This window comes from Mycobacterium shimoidei (assembly GCF_900417275.1).
Classification (GTDB): Bacteria; Actinomycetota; Actinomycetes; order Mycobacteriales; family Mycobacteriaceae; genus Mycobacterium; species Mycobacterium shimoidei.
In genome coordinates this window covers 4,613,840-4,636,532 of record NZ_UEGW01000001.1, presented here as the reverse complement: position 1 = coordinate 4,636,532, position 22,693 = coordinate 4,613,840, and the positions used below count along the sequence as shown (strand labels likewise).

Annotated in this window: 20 protein-coding genes; all 20 read left to right on the top strand. The window is 64.4% G+C overall.

Annotated features, from left to right (window positions below):
• The first annotated feature begins 25 nt into the window (after positions 1–25).
• The 20 genes from MSP7336_RS22460 to ctaD all read left to right on the top strand — a co-directional run bounded on the left by MSP7336_RS22460 (position 26) and on the right by ctaD (position 22,643).
• On the top strand, positions 26–2,830 hold the full coding sequence (locus MSP7336_RS22460) for a LuxR family transcriptional regulator (RefSeq protein ID WP_113964653.1): 2,805 nt from the start codon (positions 26–28) through the stop codon (positions 2,828–2,830).
• 87 nt (positions 2,831–2,917) lie between these two features.
• Positions 2,918–5,725 (top strand): helix-turn-helix transcriptional regulator, encoded by a 2,808-nt coding sequence (locus tag MSP7336_RS22455; protein ID WP_113964652.1) that lies wholly within the window; start codon positions 2,918–2,920, stop codon positions 5,723–5,725.
• Positions 5,726–6,071: 346 nt separating this feature from the next.
• A complete protein-coding gene (locus MSP7336_RS22450) occupies positions 6,072–7,025 on the top strand; it encodes an alpha/beta fold hydrolase (protein WP_069397716.1) in 954 nt (317 codons plus the stop codon).
• 680 nt (positions 7,026–7,705) lie between these two features.
• Positions 7,706–9,973 (top strand): winged helix-turn-helix domain-containing protein, encoded by a 2,268-nt coding sequence (locus tag MSP7336_RS22440; protein ID WP_069397706.1) that lies wholly within the window; start codon positions 7,706–7,708, stop codon positions 9,971–9,973.
• A gap of 289 nt (positions 9,974–10,262) precedes the next feature.
• Complete coding sequence (locus tag MSP7336_RS22435; protein WP_244917507.1) at positions 10,263–10,526, top strand: tryptophanase; 264 nt, start codon at positions 10,263–10,265, stop codon at positions 10,524–10,526.
• The gene (locus tag MSP7336_RS22430) at positions 10,527–11,873 is read left to right on the top strand and encodes an NAD(P)/FAD-dependent oxidoreductase (RefSeq protein WP_069397705.1); all 1,347 of its coding nucleotides are present in this window, start codon (positions 10,527–10,529) and stop codon (positions 11,871–11,873) included.
• A 179-nt stretch (positions 11,874–12,052) separates the two neighbouring features.
• On the top strand, positions 12,053–12,442 hold the full coding sequence (locus MSP7336_RS22425) for a four-helix bundle copper-binding protein (RefSeq protein WP_198167773.1): 390 nt from the start codon (positions 12,053–12,055) through the stop codon (positions 12,440–12,442).
• A 16-nt stretch (positions 12,443–12,458) separates the two neighbouring features.
• Complete coding sequence (locus tag MSP7336_RS22420; RefSeq protein WP_069397704.1) at positions 12,459–12,926, top strand: DUF5709 domain-containing protein; 468 nt, start codon at positions 12,459–12,461, stop codon at positions 12,924–12,926.
• The gene (locus tag MSP7336_RS22415) at positions 12,914–14,332 is read left to right on the top strand and encodes an NAD(P)H-quinone dehydrogenase (RefSeq protein ID WP_069397703.1); all 1,419 of its coding nucleotides are present in this window, start codon (positions 12,914–12,916) and stop codon (positions 14,330–14,332) included. Before MSP7336_RS22420 ends, MSP7336_RS22415 begins: the two co-directional genes overlap by 13 nt.
• A 186-nt stretch (positions 14,333–14,518) precedes the next feature.
• Entirely contained in the window at positions 14,519–14,683 is a 165-nt protein-coding gene (locus MSP7336_RS23935; protein WP_157123593.1) for a hypothetical protein, read from the top strand.
• Positions 14,680–15,801, top strand: coding sequence for a transaldolase (gene tal, locus MSP7336_RS22410; RefSeq protein WP_113964651.1), 1,122 nt, complete (start codon positions 14,680–14,682; stop codon positions 15,799–15,801). The genes MSP7336_RS23935 and tal overlap by 4 nt, the downstream gene beginning before the upstream one ends.
• 39 nt (positions 15,802–15,840) lie before the next feature.
• A complete protein-coding gene (locus MSP7336_RS22405) occupies positions 15,841–16,440 on the top strand; it encodes a molybdopterin-dependent oxidoreductase (RefSeq protein WP_113964650.1) in 600 nt (199 codons plus the stop codon).
• A gap of 8 nt (positions 16,441–16,448) precedes the next feature.
• The gene (locus MSP7336_RS22400) at positions 16,449–17,189 is read left to right on the top strand and encodes a ferredoxin reductase (protein WP_069397700.1); all 741 of its coding nucleotides are present in this window, start codon (positions 16,449–16,451) and stop codon (positions 17,187–17,189) included.
• A gap of 17 nt (positions 17,190–17,206) precedes the next feature.
• Positions 17,207–17,479: a DUF6510 family protein gene (locus MSP7336_RS22395; RefSeq protein ID WP_113964649.1), complete on the top strand. Its 273-nt coding sequence runs from the start codon at positions 17,207–17,209 to the stop codon at positions 17,477–17,479.
• Positions 17,479–18,129: an RraA family protein gene (locus MSP7336_RS22390; RefSeq protein WP_113964648.1), complete on the top strand. Its 651-nt coding sequence runs from the start codon at positions 17,479–17,481 to the stop codon at positions 18,127–18,129. Before MSP7336_RS22395 ends, MSP7336_RS22390 begins: the two co-directional genes overlap by 1 nt.
• A 153-nt stretch (positions 18,130–18,282) precedes the next feature.
• Positions 18,283–18,798, top strand: a complete 516-nt coding sequence (locus MSP7336_RS22385; RefSeq protein WP_069397697.1) for a YkgB family protein — start codon at positions 18,283–18,285, stop codon at positions 18,796–18,798.
• 195 nt (positions 18,799–18,993) lie between these two features.
• Positions 18,994–19,764 carry an SDR family NAD(P)-dependent oxidoreductase gene (locus MSP7336_RS22380; protein ID WP_113964647.1) on the top strand — a complete coding sequence of 257 codons (771 nt, stop codon included), beginning with the start codon at positions 18,994–18,996 and terminating at the stop codon, positions 19,762–19,764.
• A 33-nt stretch (positions 19,765–19,797) separates the two neighbouring features.
• Positions 19,798–20,292 (top strand): peptide-methionine (R)-S-oxide reductase MsrB, encoded by a 495-nt coding sequence (gene msrB / locus MSP7336_RS22375; RefSeq protein WP_113964646.1) that lies wholly within the window; start codon positions 19,798–19,800, stop codon positions 20,290–20,292.
• Entirely contained in the window at positions 20,289–20,843 is a 555-nt protein-coding gene (gene msrA, locus MSP7336_RS22370) for a peptide-methionine (S)-S-oxide reductase MsrA (RefSeq protein ID WP_113964645.1), read from the top strand. The genes msrB and msrA overlap by 4 nt, the downstream gene beginning before the upstream one ends.
• 93 nt (positions 20,844–20,936) lie before the next feature.
• Positions 20,937–22,643 carry an aa3-type cytochrome oxidase subunit I gene (ctaD, locus tag MSP7336_RS22365; protein WP_181786898.1) on the top strand — a complete coding sequence of 569 codons (1,707 nt, stop codon included), beginning with the start codon at positions 20,937–20,939 and terminating at the stop codon, positions 22,641–22,643.
• Positions 22,644–22,693 lie beyond the last annotated feature (50 nt).

Genomic DNA, 22,693 nt, shown 5'->3' with positions numbered 1-22,693 from the left:
CGATAAACGGTAGACAGGACACCCGATGGGGCCTCCAACCGGCCTGTTCGACGTCGGCGGCCGGCGGCTGGTCACGCCGCCGATTCGGGGGCGGTCAGACGAGCTGAAACTGATCGGCGCGCAGATGACCGCGCTGACCCACGGACACGGAAGCGTACTGGTCATCGAGGGACCGCCGGGCATCGGCAAGAGTCGGTTGCTCACCGAGGTGTTGGCGCTGGCCGACAAGTGCGGGGTGCGCACCTTGTTCGGTGAGGCGTTCGAATACCAGCAGACAGTGCCTTTTTTCTCGCTGTTCATGGCCACCCTGCACGCCGATCCCCCGGTGGGGGACGCCGAGGCGCTGCGCCGGCTGGGCGGCTCGGCTGACCTGCGGTACTGGGTGGTGCACGATCTGGCCGATGCGATTCATGCGGCGGCCGCACAGACCCCGCTGGTGATTGTGTTGGAGGACATCCACTGGGCCGATAACGGCACGTTGTTGGCGTTGCGGTCGTTGACCACCGCGCCGGATGTGCCGGTGTTGTGGGTGTTGACCGCCCGCAGCGGGGCAGGTGGGCCGGCGGTGCAAGAGACTTTGTCGGTGCTGCAGCGCGCGAACGCCACATTTGTCCGATTGCCGGCAATCGCGCCGGACGCGGTCGCCGATATCGTCTGTGACGCAGTGCGGGCGAAAGCCGATGTGTCGCTGCTGAATTTGGCGGCCAAGGCGCACGGCAATCCGTTTCTGGTCACCGAGCTTGTCAGGGGGCTGGGCGAGGAAGGCCGGCTCACTGTCGACGGCGGTTGTGCCGGAGCCACCGGAGACGGGCTGCCGCGGCGTCTGGGCGCCAGCATGCAGCAGCGGCTGGACCTGCTCTCTGAGGGTGCTTCGGAGGTGGTGCGGGTGGCCGCAGTGCTGCCCGACCGGTTTTCGGCTGGCTTGCTGGCCGCGATGCTCGACCGCCAGCCGGTCTCGCTGCTGTCGGCACTCGAGGAGGCGGTGCGCGCGGACCTGCTCGTGGAAGATGGTGAGCGACTTAGGTTTCGTCACGATCTACTGCGCGAGGCCACCCGGCAGTCGTTGCCGCAGTCGCTGCGGCGGGCGATGGAGCGCCAGTCGGCGTCGGTCATGTTGGCGATGGGGGCGACGCCTGCCGAGGTGGCTACGCAGCTGGCACGCAGCGCCGAGCCGGGAGACAACGAGGCGATCGACGCATTGCGCCAGGCAGCTCAGTTGGTGGGCCGCGGCGATGCGAGCGAGGCCGCGGACTTGAGCAAGCGCGCTTTGGAGCTGTTGCCCTCAGATGACGCCGAGCACGGGTCACTGGTCGCGGAAACGGTGGAGTGGCTCAACCGGGCCAGCCGTTATGGGGAAGCCGAAGAATTGGCTGTTGCAGCGCTATCGCACGCGGCCTCGCCTGAAGAGGAGGCCGAGATTCGGCTCCGGCTCCCGACAATCAACATGCACAGCGCCCAGCGGCGCGTGCAGGAAAATCGGCGGGCGCTGGAGTTGAGCGACATCAGCGACATAACTCGGGCGCGACATCTGGCCTTGTTGGCTTACAACCTGCTGTACGACCAACCTGGGCAACAACGCAAGGCGGCCGACGAGGCCGCCGCGGCTGCGGCAGCAACCGGTGATCTCGAGTCGAAGATCGTGGCCGATGTCACCCTTGCTTGTCTGGACTGTGCGGACGGATATGCGGACCGCGCCCTGCGCCGCCTCGAGCAGGCTTGCGCGGTCGCCCAGGCGAGTGATCCGACGCCGGCCCATGACTTGCTCGCAGCGCACCACGCGAACTTGCTGGCGGTGGTCGGCCGGTTGGACGACGCTGCCGCTCAGATCGCCAACGGCACCGAGCAAGCCCGCCGGGAACGCAACACGATGGCCCTTGGCATTTGGGCTGATATCGATGCGTGGGTCCATCTCGCCGCGGGCCGGTTGTCCGCAGCTCGCGCCGAGGTGGAATCCCTGCCGCACTCGCCGCGGACAGGCGCGACCGACCTGGACATGATTCGCCTAGCGCTGCTGGCCGAAGTGGCGGTGCACACCGATGACCGAAACTTGCTGCAGCAGGTGGCCAATGACGCTCGCAACGCCTACCCAACCGGCGCATCTGTGGTACGTCGGGCAGCGGGGCAGGTGCTCGCGCTGGCGGCATGGGAGCGCGACGACGTCCATGACGCGATGCGCTGGCTCGGCGGCATCACCCTACTCGGGACGCCACTCACACCTGAGGTTTTTGATCTGGTGATCTTGGGTGCGCGGGTGGCCGCGGCCGCCGGCGATGCCGGCCTGCGCGCGCGTGTCCTGCAGGCCACCGACGCTCTGGAACGTGAGCGGCCACCGGTGCCGCTGTTCTCGGGGGTCGTCGGATACGCACGTGGGATCCTCGAACGTGACATCGGGGGATTGGTGTCTGCCGCGGAGTTGCTTGGCTCGTCGGAGCGGCCGCTTCTTTATGCCGGTGCTGCCGAGGACGCCGGCGGCGAGCTGGCTCGCGCACAGCGCAATGCCGAGGCGCTCGAGCAGCTGAACGCGGCATTCGACACTTTCGTCGAGTGCGAAGCGATCGCCGATGCCCGCCGGGTCGCCCGCGCGCTGCGCCATCTAGGTGTGGAACGGCGCATCGTCACGCACTCGCGGGCAAAAACGGGCTGGGACAGCCTGACCGACTCCGAGCTCAAGGTCGTCAACCTGATTGCCCAGGGCGCGACCAACCGCGCCGTCGCGGAACAACTGCACCTTTCCCCCCACACCGTTAAGACACACGTGCACAATGCTTTCGCCAAGCTGGGCATCACGTCTCGGGTTCAATTGGCGCAGCTCATGCGCGGTGGTGACTGACTGACAGCAAGTCGGTAGGTGACGTGGGCATGCCTACAATGACGTGCACTGCGGTGGCAATCCGATAAACGGTAGACAGGACACCCGATGGGGCCTCCAACCGGCCTGTTCGACGTCGGCGGCCAACGGATGGTCACGCCGCCGATTCGGGGGCGGTCAGACGAGCTGAAACTGATCGGCGCGCAGATGACCGCGGTGACCCAGGGGCGTGGGGGCGTACTGGTCATCGAGGGACCGCCGGGCATCGGCAAGAGTCGGTTGCTCACCGAGGTGTTGGCGCTCGCCGAAAAGGCCGGTGTTCGGGCGCTATTCGGTGAGGCGTTCGAGTATCAGCAGACGGTTCCGTTCTTCTCGCTGTTCATGGCCGCGCTCAACGCCGATCCACCGGTGGGGGACGCCGAGGCGTTACGGCAATTGGCCGGATCCGCCGATCTGCGCTACTGGGTGGTGCACGATCTGGCCGATGCGATTCATGCGGCGGCCGCACAGACTCCGCTGGTGGTTGTGTTGGAGGACATCCACTGGGCCGATAACGGCACGTTGTTGGCGTTGCGGTCGTTGACCACCGCGCCGGATGTGCCGGTGTTGTGGGTGTTGACCGCCCGCACTGGGGCAGGTGGGCCGGCGGTGCAAGAGACTTTGTCGGTGCTGCAGCGCGCGAACGCCACATTTGTCCGATTGCCGGCAATCGCGCCGGACGCGGTCGCCGATATCGTCTGTGACGCGGTGCGGGCGAAAGCCGATGTGTCGCTGCTGAATTTGGCGGCCAAGGCGCACGGCAATCCGTTTCTGGTCACCGAGCTTGTCAGGGGGCTGGGGGAGGAGGGTCGGCTCGATCTCTCCGGCGGTCGTGCGATGGTCACCGGAGACGGGCTGCCGCGGCGTCTGGGCGCCAGTATGCAGCAGCGGCTGGACCTGCTCTCTGAGGGTGCTTCGGAGGTGGTGCGGGTGGCCGCAGTATTGCCGGACCGGTTTTCGGCTGGCTTGCTGGCCACGATGCTGGATCGCCAGCCGGTCTCGTTGCTGTCCGCGCTCGAGGAGGCGGTGCGCGCGGATATTTTCGTCGAAGACGGTGAGCGGTTGAGGTTTCGGCATGACTTGCTGCGCGAGGCCACCCGGCAGTCATTGCCGCAGTCGCTGCGCCGGGCGATGGAGCGTCAGTCGGCGTCGGTCATGCTCGGGATGGGGGCGACGCCAGCCGAAGTAGCTACGCAGCTGGCACGCAGCGCCGAGCCGGGAGACAACGAGGCGATCGACGCATTGCGCCATGCCGCGCAATCGGTTGGCCATACCGACGCGAGCTCGGCCGCTGACTTGAGCAAGCGTGCTTTGGAGCTAATGCCCGCCCGCCACTCTGACTACGGCTTACTGGTCGCCGACACGGTGGAGTGGCTCAACCGGGCCAGCCGTTACGGGGAGGCCGAAGAATTGGCCGTTGCGGCGCTCTCGCAGGCGGCCTCGCCTGAAGAGGAGGCCGAGATTCGGCTCCGGCTCCCGGCACACACTAGGCACAGCACCCAGCGGCGCGTGCAGGAAAATCGTCGGGCGCTCGAGTTGAGCGACATCAGCGAGGTAACCCGGGCGCGACATCTGGCTTGGCTGGCCTACAACCTGGCGTTGCAGGACCAAGGTGGGCAACGGCGCACGACAGCCGATGAGGCTGCCGCAGCCGCGGCAGCAACCGGTGATCTCGAGGCCACGATCATGGCCGATGTCACCATCGCTTTGCTCGACGCTGGTGAGGGGTACACCAGCCGCGCCGTAGGTCGCCTCGAAGAGCTTTCCCCGCCCGCGTCCACGAACGATGCGGCGTTAGCGCAGGCGTATGCCGCAATGCATTACGCAAACTTGCTGGCAGTGGTCGGCCGGTTGGACGACGCGACGGCCCGGGTCGCCCACGGCATGGGCCAAGCCCGGAGGGAAGGGAACGCGATGGCCCGCGTTATCTGGGCCGTCTTCAGCGGGATTGTCCACCTCGCTGCGGGCCGGCTGTCGGCAGCTCGCGACGTGACGGAGTCGCTGCCGTCTCCACAGCCAACAGGCGCGACCGAGCCGGACATTCTGCGAATGGTGACTCTGGCCGAGGTGGCGGTACACACCGATGACCGAAATCTGCTGCAGCAGATGGTCAATGACGCGCGGAATGCCTACTCCGCCGGCTCAGCTGCGGTACGTCGAGGAGCAGCGTATGTGCTCGCGCTGGAGGCTTGGCAGCGCGACGACGTTCATGACGCGATGCGCTGGCTCGGCGAGGTCACCCTACTGGGGACACCACTTTTCCCCCATGCATTCGTTCGGCTGATCTTGGGTGCGCGGGTTGCCGCGGCCGCCGGCGATGCCGGTTTGCGCGCACGGGTCTTGCAGGCAATCGAGGTGCTTGAGCGTGAGCGGCCTGCGGTTTGGTTGCTGGCAGGCGTGGCCGGGTATGCCCGCGGGATCCTCGAACACGATGCCCAGGCGCTGGTGGATGCTGCACAGTTGCTTGGCTCGTCGGGGCGGCCGCTTCTCTACGCAGGCGCTGCCGAGGACGCCGGCGGCGCGCTGAGTCGCGCACAGCGCGACGCTGAGGCGCTCGAGCAGCTGAACGCGGCGTTCGACACTTTCGTCGAGTGCGAAGCGATTGCCGATGCGCGTCGGGTGGGTCGTGCGCTGCGCCGTTTAGGTGTGGAGCGGCGCATCGTCACGCGCCCGCGGGCAAAAACGGGCTGGGACAGCCTGACCGATTCCGAGCTCAAGGTCGTCAACCTGATTGCGCAGGGCGCGACCAATCGTGATGTCGCGACCGAGCTGCATCTTTCTCCGCATACGGTGAAGACCCACGTCCACAATGCGTTTGCCAAGCTGGGCATCAGTTCCCGCGCCCAGTTGACGCAGCTGATGCGCAACACCGATTGACCGACACGTCAAATGCGGGCCTGCTTAGTACTGCATCCATCCGGGCCTAAAGATCAACCCTCGGGCGATGGTTTTGCGCTACCCGCCCGACGACCGTAGTAGTCGACAACCAATCACACTCTCACTGATAGCGAGAGCCCAGCCAGGCTATGACCGCGCCGGTGAGCACACGAGGGAAAGAGCGAACAATGTTGAATGTCGCGCTCGGAATCTTGGCGATGGTGCCGGTGGCGTTCGGCGTCGCCGGGTATGTGATGGTGTCCCGGTGATCGCTGGTCAGGCCAGCTCGATCGCCGAATCGGCAAGCAGCGCACAGTCGCCGCCAATACGCCGCAACCGCAGGCGAATGCCCGACCCACGCCGATCGCTGGCCGGCAACCGCACAGTTACCACGAGCGATGGCGTTTCGTTGTCCGTTTGCGACTGGGGATCTCACGCCGCTGAACATACAGTCGTCCTTCTCCACGGCTTTTGTTTGAACAAAGAGTCCTGGAACATCCAGATGACGCAGCTGATCCGACGCTGGGGCAACAACATTCGGATCATCAGCTACGACCATCGTGGTCACGGCGACTCCGGCAATGCGTCAATGCATACCTACCGAATCGACAAACTCGCCGGCGATCTGGCCGAGTTGCTTGTCGCGCTTGGCGTTACGGGCCCGCTCACCTTAGTAGGGCACTCGATGGGCGGCATGACGGCGTTGGCCTATCTTCGCCGGCCGGCAAGCGAGCGTCCCGTGGAGCCAGACAACCTTGTCCTCGTCGCCACCGCCGCGGGAAATCTCGGCTCGCGCGGATTAGGCCGACTGCTGCGCACCCCCGCAACAAGCGTGCTCTACCACCTCGTCCACCGGATGCCTCGCGCGGGCACCGATGAAGTCGTTCAATTCCTGGCCCGGCCGGTGTGCGCGGCAGTGACCAGACACAGCGGATACGGTAAAGTCGCCCCGAAATCATTGGTCAACCGGTCCGCGGCCGCGGTCAACGCCACCCCGTCGACAACCAAAGTCGGGTTCCTGCGCGGTCTAAGAGAGTACGACTGCTCTGCGACCCTGAGCTCGATCACAGCCAAGACAACCATCATCAGTGGCGGAGCGGACAGGCTCACGCCAATGTGGCACACCCGCGAGCTGGCCGACGGTATCCCCGGGGCGATGCTCATCCACTGGCCCACCGCAGGCCACACGCTTTTGCATGAAATCCCGCAGGTGGTCACCGAAGCCATCAGTTCTACCATCGCGGCGGGCAGCCAGGTAGCTGAGGCGTCACCCGTCGAAGTTGAGCAGCGAGTGTCATGACGCGGCTGGCGGCGCGGCGTGGCGCGTCGCGGCGCAATTCATGCGGCGCTCAGATTGACCAGTCCGTCAAATACATGGGCCCGCTAGTTATACACCCATCCGGCACTAAAGATCACCCGTTGGGCGATGGTGCCGGCGGTGCCCGCGCAGCAACGTAGTCATTGCACTCCGGGTCGCCGCGACACCGCCGCTCAACTGGGAAACCGGCGACGGAGAGCAACACATACAGGAATCGAGAAAACGATGATGAGCACAGTGTTGGGAATGCTGATGATGATGCCGGTGGTATTCGGCTTCGGTGGCTACGTGCTGGTGTCCCGACGACCGTGAGACGCTCATTCACCTCATCCTGAGGCGCTCACCATCCGCACGCGGCGGTGTCATGGGTTGCGAGTCAATGCTTCGTCGAAAAGAGGAGAAATAAGGTGAGCGGCGAGAAAACCGTTGGGATCTTGGTGGACCGCGGGTCCGCAAGCCCCAACGGACACAGCCAGGATGCGCCCGAGGTAATCGCGGAGAACGCACCTGATTCAATAAGGTCGCCGCGATTTCCGAGCAGAACGAGCCCGGACGGCGCAAGGACAGACTGGGATGCAGACACGCCGGCGTCCTCCCCGGACGCTCCAACGCCGAATTTTCCTGCGCTGCTGCTGGGTTCAACGGATTCGCGGACTTCCGGCATGAGTGACTCAGCCGACCGCAACGACAACAGCGTTCCAGAGGCTGGTGCGTCAGCGATCTTGCTGGCCACCAAACTGCACGTCCCGGAGATCGGAGGCAATTTCGTCCACCGTGGTGCCCTGCTCGAAGCACTTTCGACGGGACGACACCGCAAGCTGACCTTACTGAGCGCTCCGGCGGGGTGGGGCAAGACGACATTGTTGGCGCAGTGGGCTCTGGGTGCTGGCGACGACGAGCGGTTCGGCTGGCTGTCGCTTGATGCTTCCGACAACGACCCGGTGTGGTTTTGGATGTACGTGATCGGCGCGCTGCAGAAGATCAGCCCCGGGGTGGGGATTCGCGCTGTCGAATTTCTGGCTATGGGTGCCGACCCAGTGCAGGTCGTTCTGCCTACTTTGCTGAATGATCTGGACACCATCGCCAACCCGATAGTGCTGATTCTCGATGACTACCACGTGGTGGTAAGTCGAGCGGTCCATGAGCAGCTGACATTCTTCATCAGCCACATGCCGGCGAATCTTCACTTTGTGTTGGCCACCCGATCGGATCCGACGTTGCCGTTGGCTCGGCTCAGGGCAAGCGGAGAACTCGCCGAGATGCGAACCGACGATCTACGTTTCGGCGAAAGTGAGACGGATCAGCTCCTGAACCACGTTCTCGGGCTGGACCTGACGCTCGCAGATATTCAAATGCTGCACCAACGCACCGAAGGGTGGGTTGCCGGTCTCTACCTGGCCGCGCTCTCGCTTGCCGGGCGCGCCGATGCCGCGGCTTTTATCAGGACGTTCGCCGGCGATAACCGTCATATCGTCGACTATCTGATGGCCGAGGTGCTCGACAGGCAATCGCCACAATTGCGCAGTTTCCTGCTACGTACCTCGGTCTTGGGGCGGCTCAGCGGCCCGTTGTGCGACGCCGTGCTGCAAACGTCTGGCTCGGCTTCGGTTTTGGCGAAGATCGAGCGCGAGAACCTGTTCGTGGTGCCACTGGACATGTCGCGTCACTGGTACCGCTATCACCAGCTGTTCGGGGAGTTGCTGCGCACCGAACTGCGTCGCAGCGAGCCCGATCTCGTCGCTGATCTGCACCGACGAGCCGCCGCCTGGTTCGAGACCGAAGGACTTGTCGATGAGGCAGTGCGCCACCTGATCGCTGGTGGTGACATCGCGCACAGTGCGGACCTCATCGCCGCGGACTGGGTCAACGAGTTCAACGGTGGCGGCCTGTCGACCGTTTCCGGCTGGCTCGACCTGCTGCCCGAGGCGACCGTGCTCGGCGATCCGCGGCTGGGCGTGGCGCGCGCCTGGATCGCCCTAAGCATGGGTCAACTCGATGACGCGGCCGAATGGATCGAGGCAGTCGAGGCCCGATCCCCGGCCGATGCTGACGCGATCAACGCGCAAGTCGTCGTGCTGCGCGCGCTTCACGCCTTCAAGACGGCTGAAGTCGGCGCCGCGCTCGAGCAGGCTCGCCGGGCGATCACCCTCGATCTCGGCGACGCGCCGTTGGGACGATCGAGCGCTTACTGCATCTATGGCTCCGCGCTGTATTTTTCGGGCAACACCCGGGAGGCGCAAGCGGCCTTCCAGCGGGCCGTGCGGCTCGCCGAAAAGGTGGGTGACCGTCGCGCCGGCGTCTACGCGTTGGGTTATCTGGCACTGATTTCGGCCGAACATGGGCAGCTCGCCGATGCCGAGCGTCAGATTCGCCGGGCGTCGGGCAGTTCCCGGGACCTGGCCGACCCCGAGCACTTCGTGGACGGGATGGTGTCGCTTGCCGCGGCGCACCTCCTCGCAGTGCGCGGTGACACGGCTGCAGCGGGGGTCCCCGCCGATATGGCCATTGCGTCGGCTCGCCAAGGCGGTGCAATTCTCGAGGTGGCCAAGGCGCTGTTGGTCAAAGCGGAGATCTTCGAGCAGCTTGGCGATCACCGAGGGGCGAAGGCGATTCTCGACGAGGTCGCCACGCTGGTGCGTGGGTCCGCGGACGCGAGCATCGCCTCGCCGCTGTTCGCGTCGGCCGAGCGGGGCGCGGGTGTTGCGGTGGGTTCGGGCAGCGACGGTGCTGTGGTCGGGGAGGCTCTGACTCCCAAGGAGCTTGAGGTTCTTCGCTTGCTTGCCACCCGGTTATCGCGGCGGGAGATCGGTGCGCGCCTGTACGTCTCGCTCAATACCGTCAAGACCCACCAGCGCGCGGTGTATCGCAAGCTCGGTGTTGAGCACCGCGGCGCGGCGGTCACCCGGGCGCGAGATCTGGGCCTGTTGTAATCCGCCTGCCCGGATCCGGCCAGCTGCGCCCAGTCATGCATCGTCGCCTCACATCACCCGGGTGAACACACGAGAAGGGCGATGACGATTCACCCCACCCGGCGGCAGCCTCTACCACAGCAGTGGATCCGCCGCCGCCAGGGAGACGGGAAGGAACCAGGACATGCTTACTGCAGCCATGAGGCCGCGGGCGCGATTGGTGTCGTCAACGACCCGGAGCTTCCCGAGCCGTGGTTCGCTGACGCAATCGCGTCCGACAACCAGACCACGGATCATCTCTGACGAGGACATGGCGTGGTTACTGGTCGAGGCGGTGAAGTCACGTCTGTCTGACGATGAGCGCTCGCTTGTCTTTGTCGAATTAGGCTGTGGGGAAAGCTATCTCGCGATCAAGCGCACCCTCAACGCCCTCACGTCAATCCGGATGCCATTGCCGGTATCGATGCTCGCAAAGCTGACCTGCTGGCTGAATGGTTACGCCGGTAGCCCAGAGGAGCCGCAACTGCGCATCATGCTCGCGGTTATTCGCCTACAGCAGCTCGGGGAGGTCTAGATGCGCAAGCCTCGAAAGACCGACCATGCTCCGTCAGTAGTGATCGTGGGTAGTGGGTTCGCCGGATTTGAATGTGCGCGACGGCTCACAACCTTGCTGCGCCGCAAGAGATCACCCGCGACCGTCACCCTCATCTCACCAGTGGATTATCTGCTGTACACGCCGCTGTTGCCGGACGTTGCAGGCGGCGTAATCGACCCGCGTTTCGTCACGATTCCGTTGAGCGACAACTTGCCTGGTGTGCGGCTGATCCGCGGCTACGTCGACGCGGTGGATTTCCCGGCACGAACTCTGCGCTTTCGCGATCAGGAAAATGCCACCCAGGAGCTGGCGTGGGATCGGCTCGTACTCACTCCGGGCTCGATCACTCGCCGCTTCGACATTCCCGGGCTCAACGAGCATGCCCGCGGCCTGAAATCGATCGTTGAAGCCCTCTATCTGCGTGACCACATCCTCGAACAGTTCGAGCTGGCCGCCATCGACCGCGACCCGCGCCGTGCGCAGGCACGCAAAACCGTTGTGGTTGTGGGAGCGTCGTATTCGGGCACTGAGCTGATCGCCCAGCTGTGCGCGATGGCGGCGTCGGCCGCGCGCAAATTCCAAATCCCGCGGGACGATATCCGGCTGATCTTGGTCGAACTGTCAGACCGGATGATGCCCGAAATCGGCCCGAAGCTCGCCGCGAGGGCCGAACGTGTGTTGCGGCGCCACGGTGTGCAGATCCAGATGGGTGTCACCCTCACCGAGGTCGGCCCTGATTACGCCATCCTCACCGACGGCACCCGCATCGATACATACACGGTGGCCTGGTTGACGGGAGTGGTGGCCAGCCCGTTGATCGATACGCTGGGTCTACCGACCGAGCGCGGTCGGCTCAAAGTCGGCCCGGACCTTGGTGTGCCCGGCATGCCAGGGGTATTTGCCGGCGGTGACGCCGCTGCGGTCGCCGACGTCACCAACCCCGGGCGCATCACCCCGCCGACCGCGCAACACGCCACCCGCCAGGGCAAAACCCTCGCTACCAATGTCGCCGCCAGTCTCGGCCACGGAAAGCCACGTAATTACCGGCATCGTGATCTGGGCACCGTTGTCGACCTTGGGCCGGGCTTTGCGGTGGCCAATCCACTCAACATCCACATGTCGGGGCTGCCGGCCAAGGCTGTCACCCGCGGCTACCACCTTTACGCGATACCGAGTGCCGCGAACCGCTGGGCCGTCTTCACGGCGTATCTGACCGCGCTCGTTTTCCCGCGTCCCATGGTGTCGTTGGGTGTGGCTCCGTCCTCCATCGCGCGTTTCTCGGTCAGTGAGGAGTTTGGTCCTCCGGCACAGAGCGCCGCCGGATAGCGCAACTCGCAGTCTCGTCACGCCGTTTATCACCCGGGTGAGTGGCTGAGGTGGGCGAGGACAGTTCACCCCCTTGCGCGCCATGCTCTTAACGTCCCCGCAGCTGTGTTCTGTTGTGTGAGACAACCCCCAACAACGAGGACCCTGACAAGGAGAACATAGTGAGCGCCGCCAGGAGAATGCTGGAGACTTATCCACGAGATCTAGGCCGGATCGATAAAGACAAGCTGGTCGAATGTATCGACGCCTGCATTGAATGCGACCAAGCGTGCACAGCATGTGCAGATGCGTGCCTCAGTGAAGACGACGTCCAGTACTTAGCCAAATGCATCCGTACTTGCCTTGACTGCGCGGATGTTTGCGCGACAACCGGCCGCGTCCTGTCCCGGCATACCGACTACGACGCCAACGTGACCAGGACAGTGCTCCAAACGTGTGCCATCGCCTGTAGGACAAGCGCGGACGAGTGCGACAAGCATGCGGCGCACCACGAGCATTGCCGCGTGTGCGCCGAGGTATGCCGTCGCTGTGAACGAGCGTGCCGCGACCTTCTTGGGTCGCTTGGTTGAGACATGCAGATACGGAATGGAGACGGCGCTGATGGGGATATCTGAATTCGACGACGTCGAGGCACATCTGCTGGTGCCGGAAGAGAGCGTGGACTCTGAACAGACCGGCGTCGACCTGGACGAAGGCTACTCACCCCCGGAACGCCCGCAGGAGTTGCAGGCGTGGGGTCTTACCGCTGCCGAAGCGCGTACCCATGAAAGTCTGACGCGCCGACTCTCCCGTGAGCTGCCCGACGTGACCGACCAGTGGGATGGCGACGGAATCGGCGATAGCCCCGACAGCGACGGCGAGCCGATCGACGATCAGGTCGGCGGCAGGCGCGCGGGCCGACTCGTCGCCTTCGACGTCGACCCTACCGATCCGGGTACCGATTACCTTGCCTACGACGTCGGCATCGACGGCGGCGCTGCGTCGGCTGAGGAAGCCGCCATCCACATCATCAGTGACGACGACACCAGTTCCGGTGGGGGATGGGGTCTTTGACCCGCGTTGTGATCCTCGGCGCCGGCCCGGCCGGTTACGAAGCGGCGTTGGTGGCCGCCGCCCGCGGTCCCGACGTAGCCGAAGTTACCGTCGTGGACTCCGACGGAATCGGGGGTGCGGCCGTGTTGTGCGACTGTGTGCCATCGAAGACATTTGTCGCCTCCACCGGGCTGCGCACCGAACTGGGCCGGGCGCCGCTGGGGCTCGACGTCGATGTCGGCGACGCCGAGATCGCACTGCCGGAAATCCACCAGCGGGTCAAAACACTGGCCGCAGCCCAGTCCGCTGACATCACCGCCGACCTGCTCAGCATGGGCGTCGAGCTGATCGCCGGTCGCGGTGAGTTAGTCGACCCGAATCCCGGGCTGGCGCGCCACTGTGTCAAGGTGACCGCGCCCGATGGCGCCACTACCCTGCGAGACGCCGACGTCGTACTGGTCGCGACCGGTGCCAGCCCACGGATCCTGCCGTCGGCACAGCCCGACGACGAGCGCATCCTGACCTGGCGGCAGCTTTATGACCTCGCTACGCTGCCTGACCATCTCATCGTGGTGGGCTCGGGTGTCACCGGCGCCGAATTCGTCAACGCCTACACCGAACTCGGTGTCCCGGTGACGGTGGTGGCCAGCCGCGACCGGGTATTGCCGTACGAGGACGCCGACGCCGCTGCGGTGCTGGAGGAGTCGCTTGCCGAACGGGGGGTAAAGCTCGTCAAAAACGCACGCGCGCAGTCGGTTACCCGCAGTGACGGCGGAGTTGTGGTGACCACGACCGACGGCCGCACTGTCGAGGGCAGCCACGCGCTGATGACGATCGGATCGAGCCCGAACACGGGCGGTCTGGGCCTCGAGCGCGTTGGCATCGAGCTGGGCCGCGGCGATTACCTGACCGTGGACCGGGTGTCGCGCACGTCGGTGCCGGGGATCTACGCCGCCGGGGACTGTACCGGGCTGTTGCAATTGGCCTCGGTCGCCGCGATGCAGGGCCGGATCGCGATGTATCACGCCTTGGGTGAGGCCGTCAGCCCGATCCGGCTGCGCACCGTCCCGGCAACGGTGTTCACCCGGCCCGAGATCGCCGCGGTCGGCGTGCCGCAGACGGCGATCGACGACGGCTCGGTGCCGGCCCGGACCATCATGCTGCCACTCGAAACCAATGCGCGCGCCAAGATGTCGGAGCTGCGTCACGGCTTCGTCAAGCTCTTCTGCCAGCAAGCCAGCGGCGTCGTGATCGGCGGCGTGGTGGTCGCTCCGATCGCATCGGAGCTGATCCTGCCGATCGCGGTGGCGGTGCAGAACCGGATTACAGTCAGCGAGCTGGCGCAGACGCTTGCCATCTACCCCTCACTGTCTGGCTCCATCACCGAAGCGGCTCGGCGGTTGATAGGCCACCATGACGTGGACTAACCGGACTAACGCACGGACGCAGCTTTACGTATCACCCGGGTGAATGGTGTTGGGGGGTGATGACAATCGCCCCAGGTTCGGGCCACGCTCGCTACCAATAGACCGCTGCGACGTGAATCGTCGCACACAAACCGAACGTTCAGCCCGGCTCGGCCGGTGAGCACGCTCGGGAGAAGGGAATCACCGATGGGCCCGGGGTTCAACCGCGCCAAGCGCCGCGCGTACTTGACGCCGCAGGAGCGCCAGATGCTCGCCGGCGCGTTCTGGCCGGTCATCGCGTCTGCGGCGCTGTTCGTCACTGACCGACTCACACGTCGGCGGCAGCGCCGACAGGAAACGGGCATCCAATGACACAACACCCCACCCTGTCCGCGCTGTCGGCGGCCGGTGTGTCCGTCTGGCTGGACGATCTTTCCCGCGACCGCCTGATATCGGGCAACTTACAGCAACTGATCGACACCCGATGCGTTGTCGGCGTCACCACCAACCCCTCGATCTTTGAGCGTGCAATCTCTCACGGGCAGGCCTACAACCAGCAGATCACCGAACTGGCCGAGCGCGGCGCCGACGCCGAATCAGCGATCCGCACCGTCATCACCGACGACGTGCGGCAGGCATGCGATGTCCTCCGCCCGCAGTGGGAAGCCTCCGGCGGCGTCGACGGACGCGTGTCGGTCGAGGTCGATCCGCGGCTGGCCCACGACACCGACAAGACGGTCAGCCAAGCCGTCGAGCTGTGGAAGATCGTCGACCGGCCCAATCTTTTCATCAAGATTCCTGCCACTTCGGCCGGTATGCCGGCCATCACCGCGACAGTGGCGGAAGGTATTTCAGTCAACGTGACCCTCATCTTCTCGCTCGAACGCCATCGTTGCGTGATGGACGCCTACCTGGCCGGCCTGGAAGCCGCGCAACGCGCCGGTAAAGACCTCAGCCAAATCCATTCGGTGGCATCCTTATTCGTCTCTCGCATCGACACCGAAGTCGACCGGCGGTTGGAGATGATCGGTACCTACGCAGCTATGGTCTTGCGCGGACGGGCGGGGATCGCCAACGCCCGCCTCGCCTATGCCGCCTATCAGCAGGTCTTCGAACACGGACAGCGCTTCGCCGCGCTCAGCTATGACGGAGCCCACGTGCAGCGCCCGCTGTGGGCCTCCACCGGGGTGAAAAACCCCGCGTATCTAGACACCATGTACATCACCGAGCTCGTCGCACCGCACACTGTAAGCACCATCCCGGAAAAAACGTTGGAGGCACTCGCTGATCACGGCGTAATTACTGGCGACTCCATCACCGGCACCTTCGTCGACGCCCAAACAGTGCTCGACGACATCAGCGCGGTCGGCGTCGACCTCAAGGATGTTTTCACGGTCCTCGAAAACGACGGTGTCGCCAAATTCGCGGCATCGTGGCGGCAACTGCTCGACTCGTATCCCGCCTCCGCAGATCCGCGGCCGGGAAACTGAGCTCGACGGCAAGCGCGCCTCGAAACCTGAGGAAGACCAATGAGCATCGTCAACAAAGGCTTTCGCGGCCGCCGCACTGAGTCAGCCCTCGAGCTGCCACCCGGTCAGCATCTGACCACGGACTTTCCTGTCCTGCAAACAGGACCGACTCCCCGCATCAACCTCGACGACTGGCGATTCACCATCCGCGACGAGCGCGGCGGCGTACACGCATGGACGTGGACCCAGTTGATGTCGCTGCCCAGCGAACAGGTCAATGTCGACATCCACTGCGTCACCACGTGGTCCAAGCTGGATACCGAGTGGGAAGGCGTTCCGCTGGACACCCTTTTCGAATCGACCGACACCACGGCCGAGTTCGCGCTGGTCGGTTCCTATGGTGGTTACACCACCAACTTGCCAATGCGCGACCTTCTCGGTGGAAGGGCGTGGATTGTGTACGCCTACGACGGCGCACCGCTGCGCCCAGTGCACGGCGGCCCGGCGCGACTGCTGGTGCCGCACCTGTACTTCTGGAAATCCGCGAAGTGGGTGAAATCCATTGAGTTGCGGGACAGCGACATACCGGGATTCTGGGAAGGGCTGGGCTATCACAGCTACGGCGACCCGTGGCGAGAACAACGCTACGCCGGGGATTGACGACGGCCGTGGACGTCCACGTGAAACCCAGGCTCGAGTGGCGGGTGGCGCGCGTGGTGCACTCCAGGCGCGAGACCGAGTCTGCGCGCACGATCGGGCTGACCGTGCCCGGCTGGCGCGGCCACTTGGCCGGCCAGCACATCGATCTCAAGCTGACCGCTGAGGATGGTTATAGCGCACAACGCAGCTACTCACTGAGCAGACCGGCCGACGGCGAGCGCATCGAGTTGACCGTCCAGCAGATTGACGACGGAGAGGTCTCGCCTTATCTCATCGGGCTTGCTGAAGGCGACGAGATCGAGCTACGCGGACCCATTGGCGGCTGGTTCGTGTGGAGCCCGGCCGAGCAGGCCCGCGTTCTGCTGGTTGCCGGCGGATCGGGCATCGTGCCGTTGATGGCCATGCTGCGAGCGCGGGTTGTGGCCGGCGTGTCGTACTTTCGGCTGGTCTACTCGGTACGCAGCCCGGCCGACGTCTACTACGCCCAGGAGTTGGGCCGCCTCGAGCGTGAGTGTGACTGGCTCCGGGTCGCGCTGGTCTACACCCGCTCGGCGCCACCGCAGACCGCGCGGACCCCAGGGCGTCTGCGCTCCGCCGACCTGGTGGCGACCCGGTGGACCCCCCGCGACGGTGTGCGCATCTACGTCTGTGGCCCAACGGGATTCGTGGAATCGGTGACAACCAAGCTGATCGAGCAGGGGCATCAGCACTCAGCCATCCGGACCGAGCGGTTCGGGCCGAGCAATTAATACAGGGACGAGGAACGATGGCCGAACCAACGTACGTTGACGGCAACGCCGCCGGCGGCGCCTTCGCGGCAGTACTCGGATTCGATGTCACGACCATGACGGTGAGCTGCGGAGGCTGCGGTCGGGTCGCCGCCTTCGCCGAGAACCATGTCTATAACCGCGGCCCGGGCATCGTGGTGCGCTGCCCGAGCTGCGAAGCTGTTCTGGCCCGGCTGGTGCAAACCCCCACCGATGTGTGGCTCGACTTCCGCGGCGCCCAGTCTTGGCGTGTGCCGCTCCGGGACCGGTGATGGAGTCCCTCGACGCACTCGCCGGGCGCGTGCGCACCGCCGACATCGTGGACGCAATGCGGCGACGGCACCAACATCGCTGTCATCTCCTCGATCTGGTGAGTCCGACACCGGGCCGCCGGCTCTTCGGTCCCGCCGTGACCATTTCGTATTTCCCGGCATGTCGGGCCGCTCTGCCGCCCGAGCGCTACAACTTCAAGAGATTGTTCTATGACGCCATCGACGGTGGCGGCGACGGACGCGTGCTGGTTCTGGCCAGCAACGGCTACACCGATGCGTCACTGGGCGGTGGGACCAAGCTGTCGCGGGTCTACAACCATCGGCTCGCCGGCATTCTCGCCGACGGTCGACTGCGCGACTTCGCCGAGCTCGAGCAGTATGACCTCGCCATCTTTTGCCGCGGCGAGACAACGCGGTCGGGAGGTGACGTCGTCACTCCTTATGAGGCAAACCGTCCGGTGGTGATCGCGGGGGTGGCGGTCCGTCCCGGCGACTATGTGTTCGCCGACGCCTCCGGCGCTGTGGTCATACCCGCCGCCGAAGTGCGGGCTGTACTGCTGGCCGCCACCCAAATCGTGGTGGAGGACGCCGAGTCGATCGTCGCCATCAAAGGCGAAACCCCAACCTCACTGGGAAGAGCGGAGAACTGATCGGCATCGCCGATGGCTCACCCGGGTGAATTGCGCGCCCGGATGAGGACAACTCACCCCTTGCGCAGAGATAGTGGTCGCTGATCTGAACCGCGACAGCGCGAGTTCAGCAACGAGCATCGATGAAACCACACAGGCAGAACGGAGACCGCCATGTCACAGAGTGAGGCCACCGCCGCGATGACTCATGAGCCGGCAAAGTTTCAACCAACCGCCGTCGCGGCTCTCGTCGCACGGTACGGTCTGGTGATAGTCCTGGCCTGGTTCGGCGCCATGAAGTTCACTTACTATGAATCCCACGGCATTTCGCATTGGGTTGCCAATAGCCCGTTCTTGAGCTGGTTTTACCACATCATGTCCATCGAGGCCTTTGGTCGATTCAACGGATCGATAGAACTGATCACTGCGGCGCTGCTGGCTGCCAAGCCGTGGTACCCGAAGGCCGCTGTGGTGGGTGGCATTATCGCCACGATGTTCTTCGTGACCACACTGAGCTTCATGGCCACGACCCCCGGTACCGGCGAAGCATCTGCTGGTGGCTTTCCCATCTTGTCGGCCGACGGGGAGTTCTTGATGAAGGACATTGCGCTCATAGGCTTAGCGCTGTTCCTGCTGGCCGATGCTTTTGAGGCAACCCGTAGGCAGGCGGCGGTCGCCAAAGCGGACTGACGCTGGCACATGTCCGCGCCTTGACCGGCTGGGCTATCGATCTGTAGGCGTATCTGTCACCGAAACCGGTTCCCGGTTCATGGATTTCGTTTATCACCCGGGTGAATAGGTGGTTCGGGTGATGCACGCTCACCCCGGGGAGTTGCAGCCTCATTAGGACCAGAGAAACGGCCGGGAACCAGGAAAGGAATTGATATGCATTTCGAGGGCAAGAAAATCGTTGTTGTGGGCGGTAGTGCCGGCATGGGTCGGCAGGTGGCCCTCGACGTGGTCGATCACGGCGGCAGCGCGGTGATCCTTGGACGGTCCAAGGACAGGGTCGATGACACTGTCGCTGAGCTGACGAGCCGGCGTGGCCAAGCTTGGGGCATCGCCGCCGAGCTGACGGACCGCTCTGCGGTCTCCGATGTGCAGCGCACGCTGTCCGAGCAGCACGACGACGCGACCCTGCTCGTCAACGCGGCCGGATACTTCATCCCGAAGCCGTTTCTCGAGCTCGACGCGCAGACCTATGACTCGTATCTCGAGTTGAACTATGCCTTGTTCTTCCTGACTCAGACCGTCGTTGCGGGCATGATCGCCAACGGTGAGGGCGGCTCCATCGTCAACATCGGCGCCATGTGGGCACATCAGGCCATTGGTGCGACCCCGTCGTCTGCGTACTCGATGCAAAAAGCCGGTCTGCACGCGCTCACCCACAACCTGGCCATCGAGCTTGCCGAGCACAAGATTCGCGTCAACGCGGTGGCACCAGCGGTCGTCAAGACCCCGCTGTATGAAAAATTCGTCCCGAAAGACGAGGTCGACGCCACCCTGGAGACTTTCGCGCCGATTCATCCGCTGGGACGAGTAGGCACCCCCGCCGACGTCGCCAACGCCATCACCTATCTGCTCTCTGATGCGGCCAGCTGGGTCACCGGCGCGATCCTCAACGTCGACGGCGGCATCATGGCCGGCCGCAACTAAATCCGACCTGCATTCACTTAACGAAGGAGCATCGTGACACACGAATACACCAAGAACCCAACCGTCGTCGACGCGTTGAGCCCTGAGCAGTACCACGTCACGCAGGAAAGCGGCACCGAGCGTCCATTCTCCGGCGAGTACTGGGCCAACAAGGAGCCCGGCATCTACGTCGACGTCGTCTCCGGCGAGCCGCTGTTCGCATCGGTCGACAAGTTCGACAGTGGCACCGGTTGGCCCAGCTTCACCGAACCCATCGACGCAAACAACGTCGTCGAGAAACACGACCGGAGCCACTTCATGGAACGCACCGAGGTGCGTTCTGCGCACGGCGACAGCCACCTTGGCCACGTTTTCCCTGACGGGCCGCGGGCTCAGGGTGGGCTGCGGTATTGCATCAACTCGGCGTCGCTGCGCTTCATTCACCGCGACAACCTCGAAGCCGAAGGGTACGGGCAATATCTGAGCCTGTTCGCGAACGGGGGTTCGGAGCCGCGCAGCGAGGCAACCCCAAGTGAGCAGACGTCATGACACACCACTACGAGATGGCGATCCTGGCGGGTGGCTGCTTTTGGGGCATGCAGGATCTGATCCGCAATCAGCCCGGGGTGGTGTCCACCCGGGTTGGGTACACGGGCGGTGAGAACGCGCACGCCACCTATCGCAATCACCCCGGCCACGCCGAGGCCGTCGAGATCGTCTACGACCCGGACGAGACGGACTATCGCACGCTGCTGGAATTGTTCTTCCAGATCCACGATCCGACCACCAAGAACCGCCAGGGCAACGACGTCGGCACCAGTTACCGGTCGGCGATCTTCTACCTCGACGAGGAGCAGAAGCGGATCGCCGAGGAGACCATCGCCGACGTCGACGCGTCCGGGTTATGGCCGGGCAAGGTGGTCACCGAGGTCAGTCCCGCCGGAGAGTTCTGGGAGGCCGAGCCTGAGCACCAGGACTACCTGCAACGGTTCCCGAACGGCTACACCTGTCACTTCATCCGGCCGGACTGGAAGCTGCCGCACCGGAGTGACCTTCGCGATGGCGCACCAGCGGCGACGCAGCCGAGCCGCGATGCTTGACCGCCGGCCGTCAGGCAATGGCTTGCCCGGCGTTCCTGCATCGTTGGCTAAAACCTAATCGCCGCAACCATTCACGCTGAGGAGACCGACCAAGTGTCCACGACCGTGCCGCCGCTGGAGGGGCTGGAGGCTCGCCGGCCCCTCCCGGGGCGCGGCGACGGTACGGGCAACCTGATCTACCGGCTGATCACTACCACCGATCACAAGCTGATCGGGCTCATGTACGTGGTCGCTTGCTTCACCTTCTTTTTCGTCGGTGGGTTGATGGCGCTCTTCTTGCGCGCCGAGTTGGCCGTTCCGGGGTTGCAGTTTTTGTCGAACGAGCAGTACAACCAGCTGTTCACCATGCACGGCACGGTGATGCTGCTGTTCTATGCGACGCCGATTGTGTTCGGGTTCGCCAACCTGGTGCTGCCGCTGCAGATCGGCGCTCCCGATGTCGCATTTCCTCGGCTCAACGCGTTGTCGTTCTGGCTGTTCTTGTTCGGAGCGCTGATCGCGCTGGCGGGATTCATCACCCCCGGCGGTGCCGCGGATTTCGGCTGGACCGCCTACGCCCCGCTTTCCGACGCGGTTCATTCCCCGGGCGCCGGAGGAGATCTGTGGATACTGGGGCTGATCGTGGGCGGACTGGGCACCATCCTCGGTGCGGTCAACATGATCACCACGGTCGTGTGCCTGCGCGCACCGGGTATGACAATGTTCCGAATGCCAGTGTTCACCTGGAACATCCTGGTGACCAGCATCATGGTGATAGTGGCCTTTCCGTTGTTGACGGCCGCGCTGTTCGGGGTGGCTACCGACCGCCACCTCGGCGCGCATGTCTTTGACCCGGCCAACGGCGGAGTTCTGTTGTGGCAGCACCTATTCTGGTTCTTTGGCCATCCCGAGGTCTACATTATCGCGCTGCCATTTTTCGGCATCATCTCCGAGGTCATCCCGGTATTTTCCCGCAAACCGCTGTTCGGTTACTCCACCATGGTGTACGCAACGATCAGCATCGGCGCGTTGTCGATTGCAGTGTGGGCTCATCACCTGTATGCCACCGGGGCGGTGCTGCTGCCGTTCTTTTCCTTCACGACTTTCCTGATCGCGGTGCCCACCGGGATCAAGTTCGTCAACTGGATTGGCACAATGTGGAAGGGCCAGCTCACTTTTGAGACCCCGATGCTCTTCGCGGCGGGCTTTTTGGTGACGTTCCTGCTAGGTGGGCTTTCGGGAGTGCTGCTGGCCAGTCCGCCGATCGACCTCCACGTCACCGACACCTATTTCGTGGTCGCGCACTTCCACTACGTGCTGTTCGGCACCATCGTGTTCGCCACCTACGCCGGCGTGTACTTCTGGTTCCCGAAGATGATCGGCCGGCTGCTCGACGAACGGCTGGGCAAACTGCATTTCTGGTTGACCTTCATCGGGTTTCATGCCACGTTCCTGGTGCAGCACTGGCTGGGGGCGGCCGGCATGCCGCGACGCTACGCCGACTACCTGCCCACCGACGGCTTCCAAACGCTCAACGTCGTCTCGACCGTAGGGGCGTTCATTCTCGGGGCCTCGGTGCTGCCGTTCGCGTGGAATGTGTTCAAGAGCTGGCGCTACGGCGAACCGGTTGCCGTCGACGACCCGTGGGGTTACGGCAATTCGCTGGAGTGGGCCACGCATAGCCCGCCGCCGCGGCACAACTTCACCGAGCTGCCCCACATCCGCTCCGAACGGCCCGCCTTCGAGCTGCACTACCCACACATGATCGACCGATTGCGCGCCGAGTCGCACGTCCGGCGGGTGGGCGCGAATGCGCAGTGACCGTCATCGAGATGACGACGCAATCGAAACAACTCAAGTCAAACTAGGAG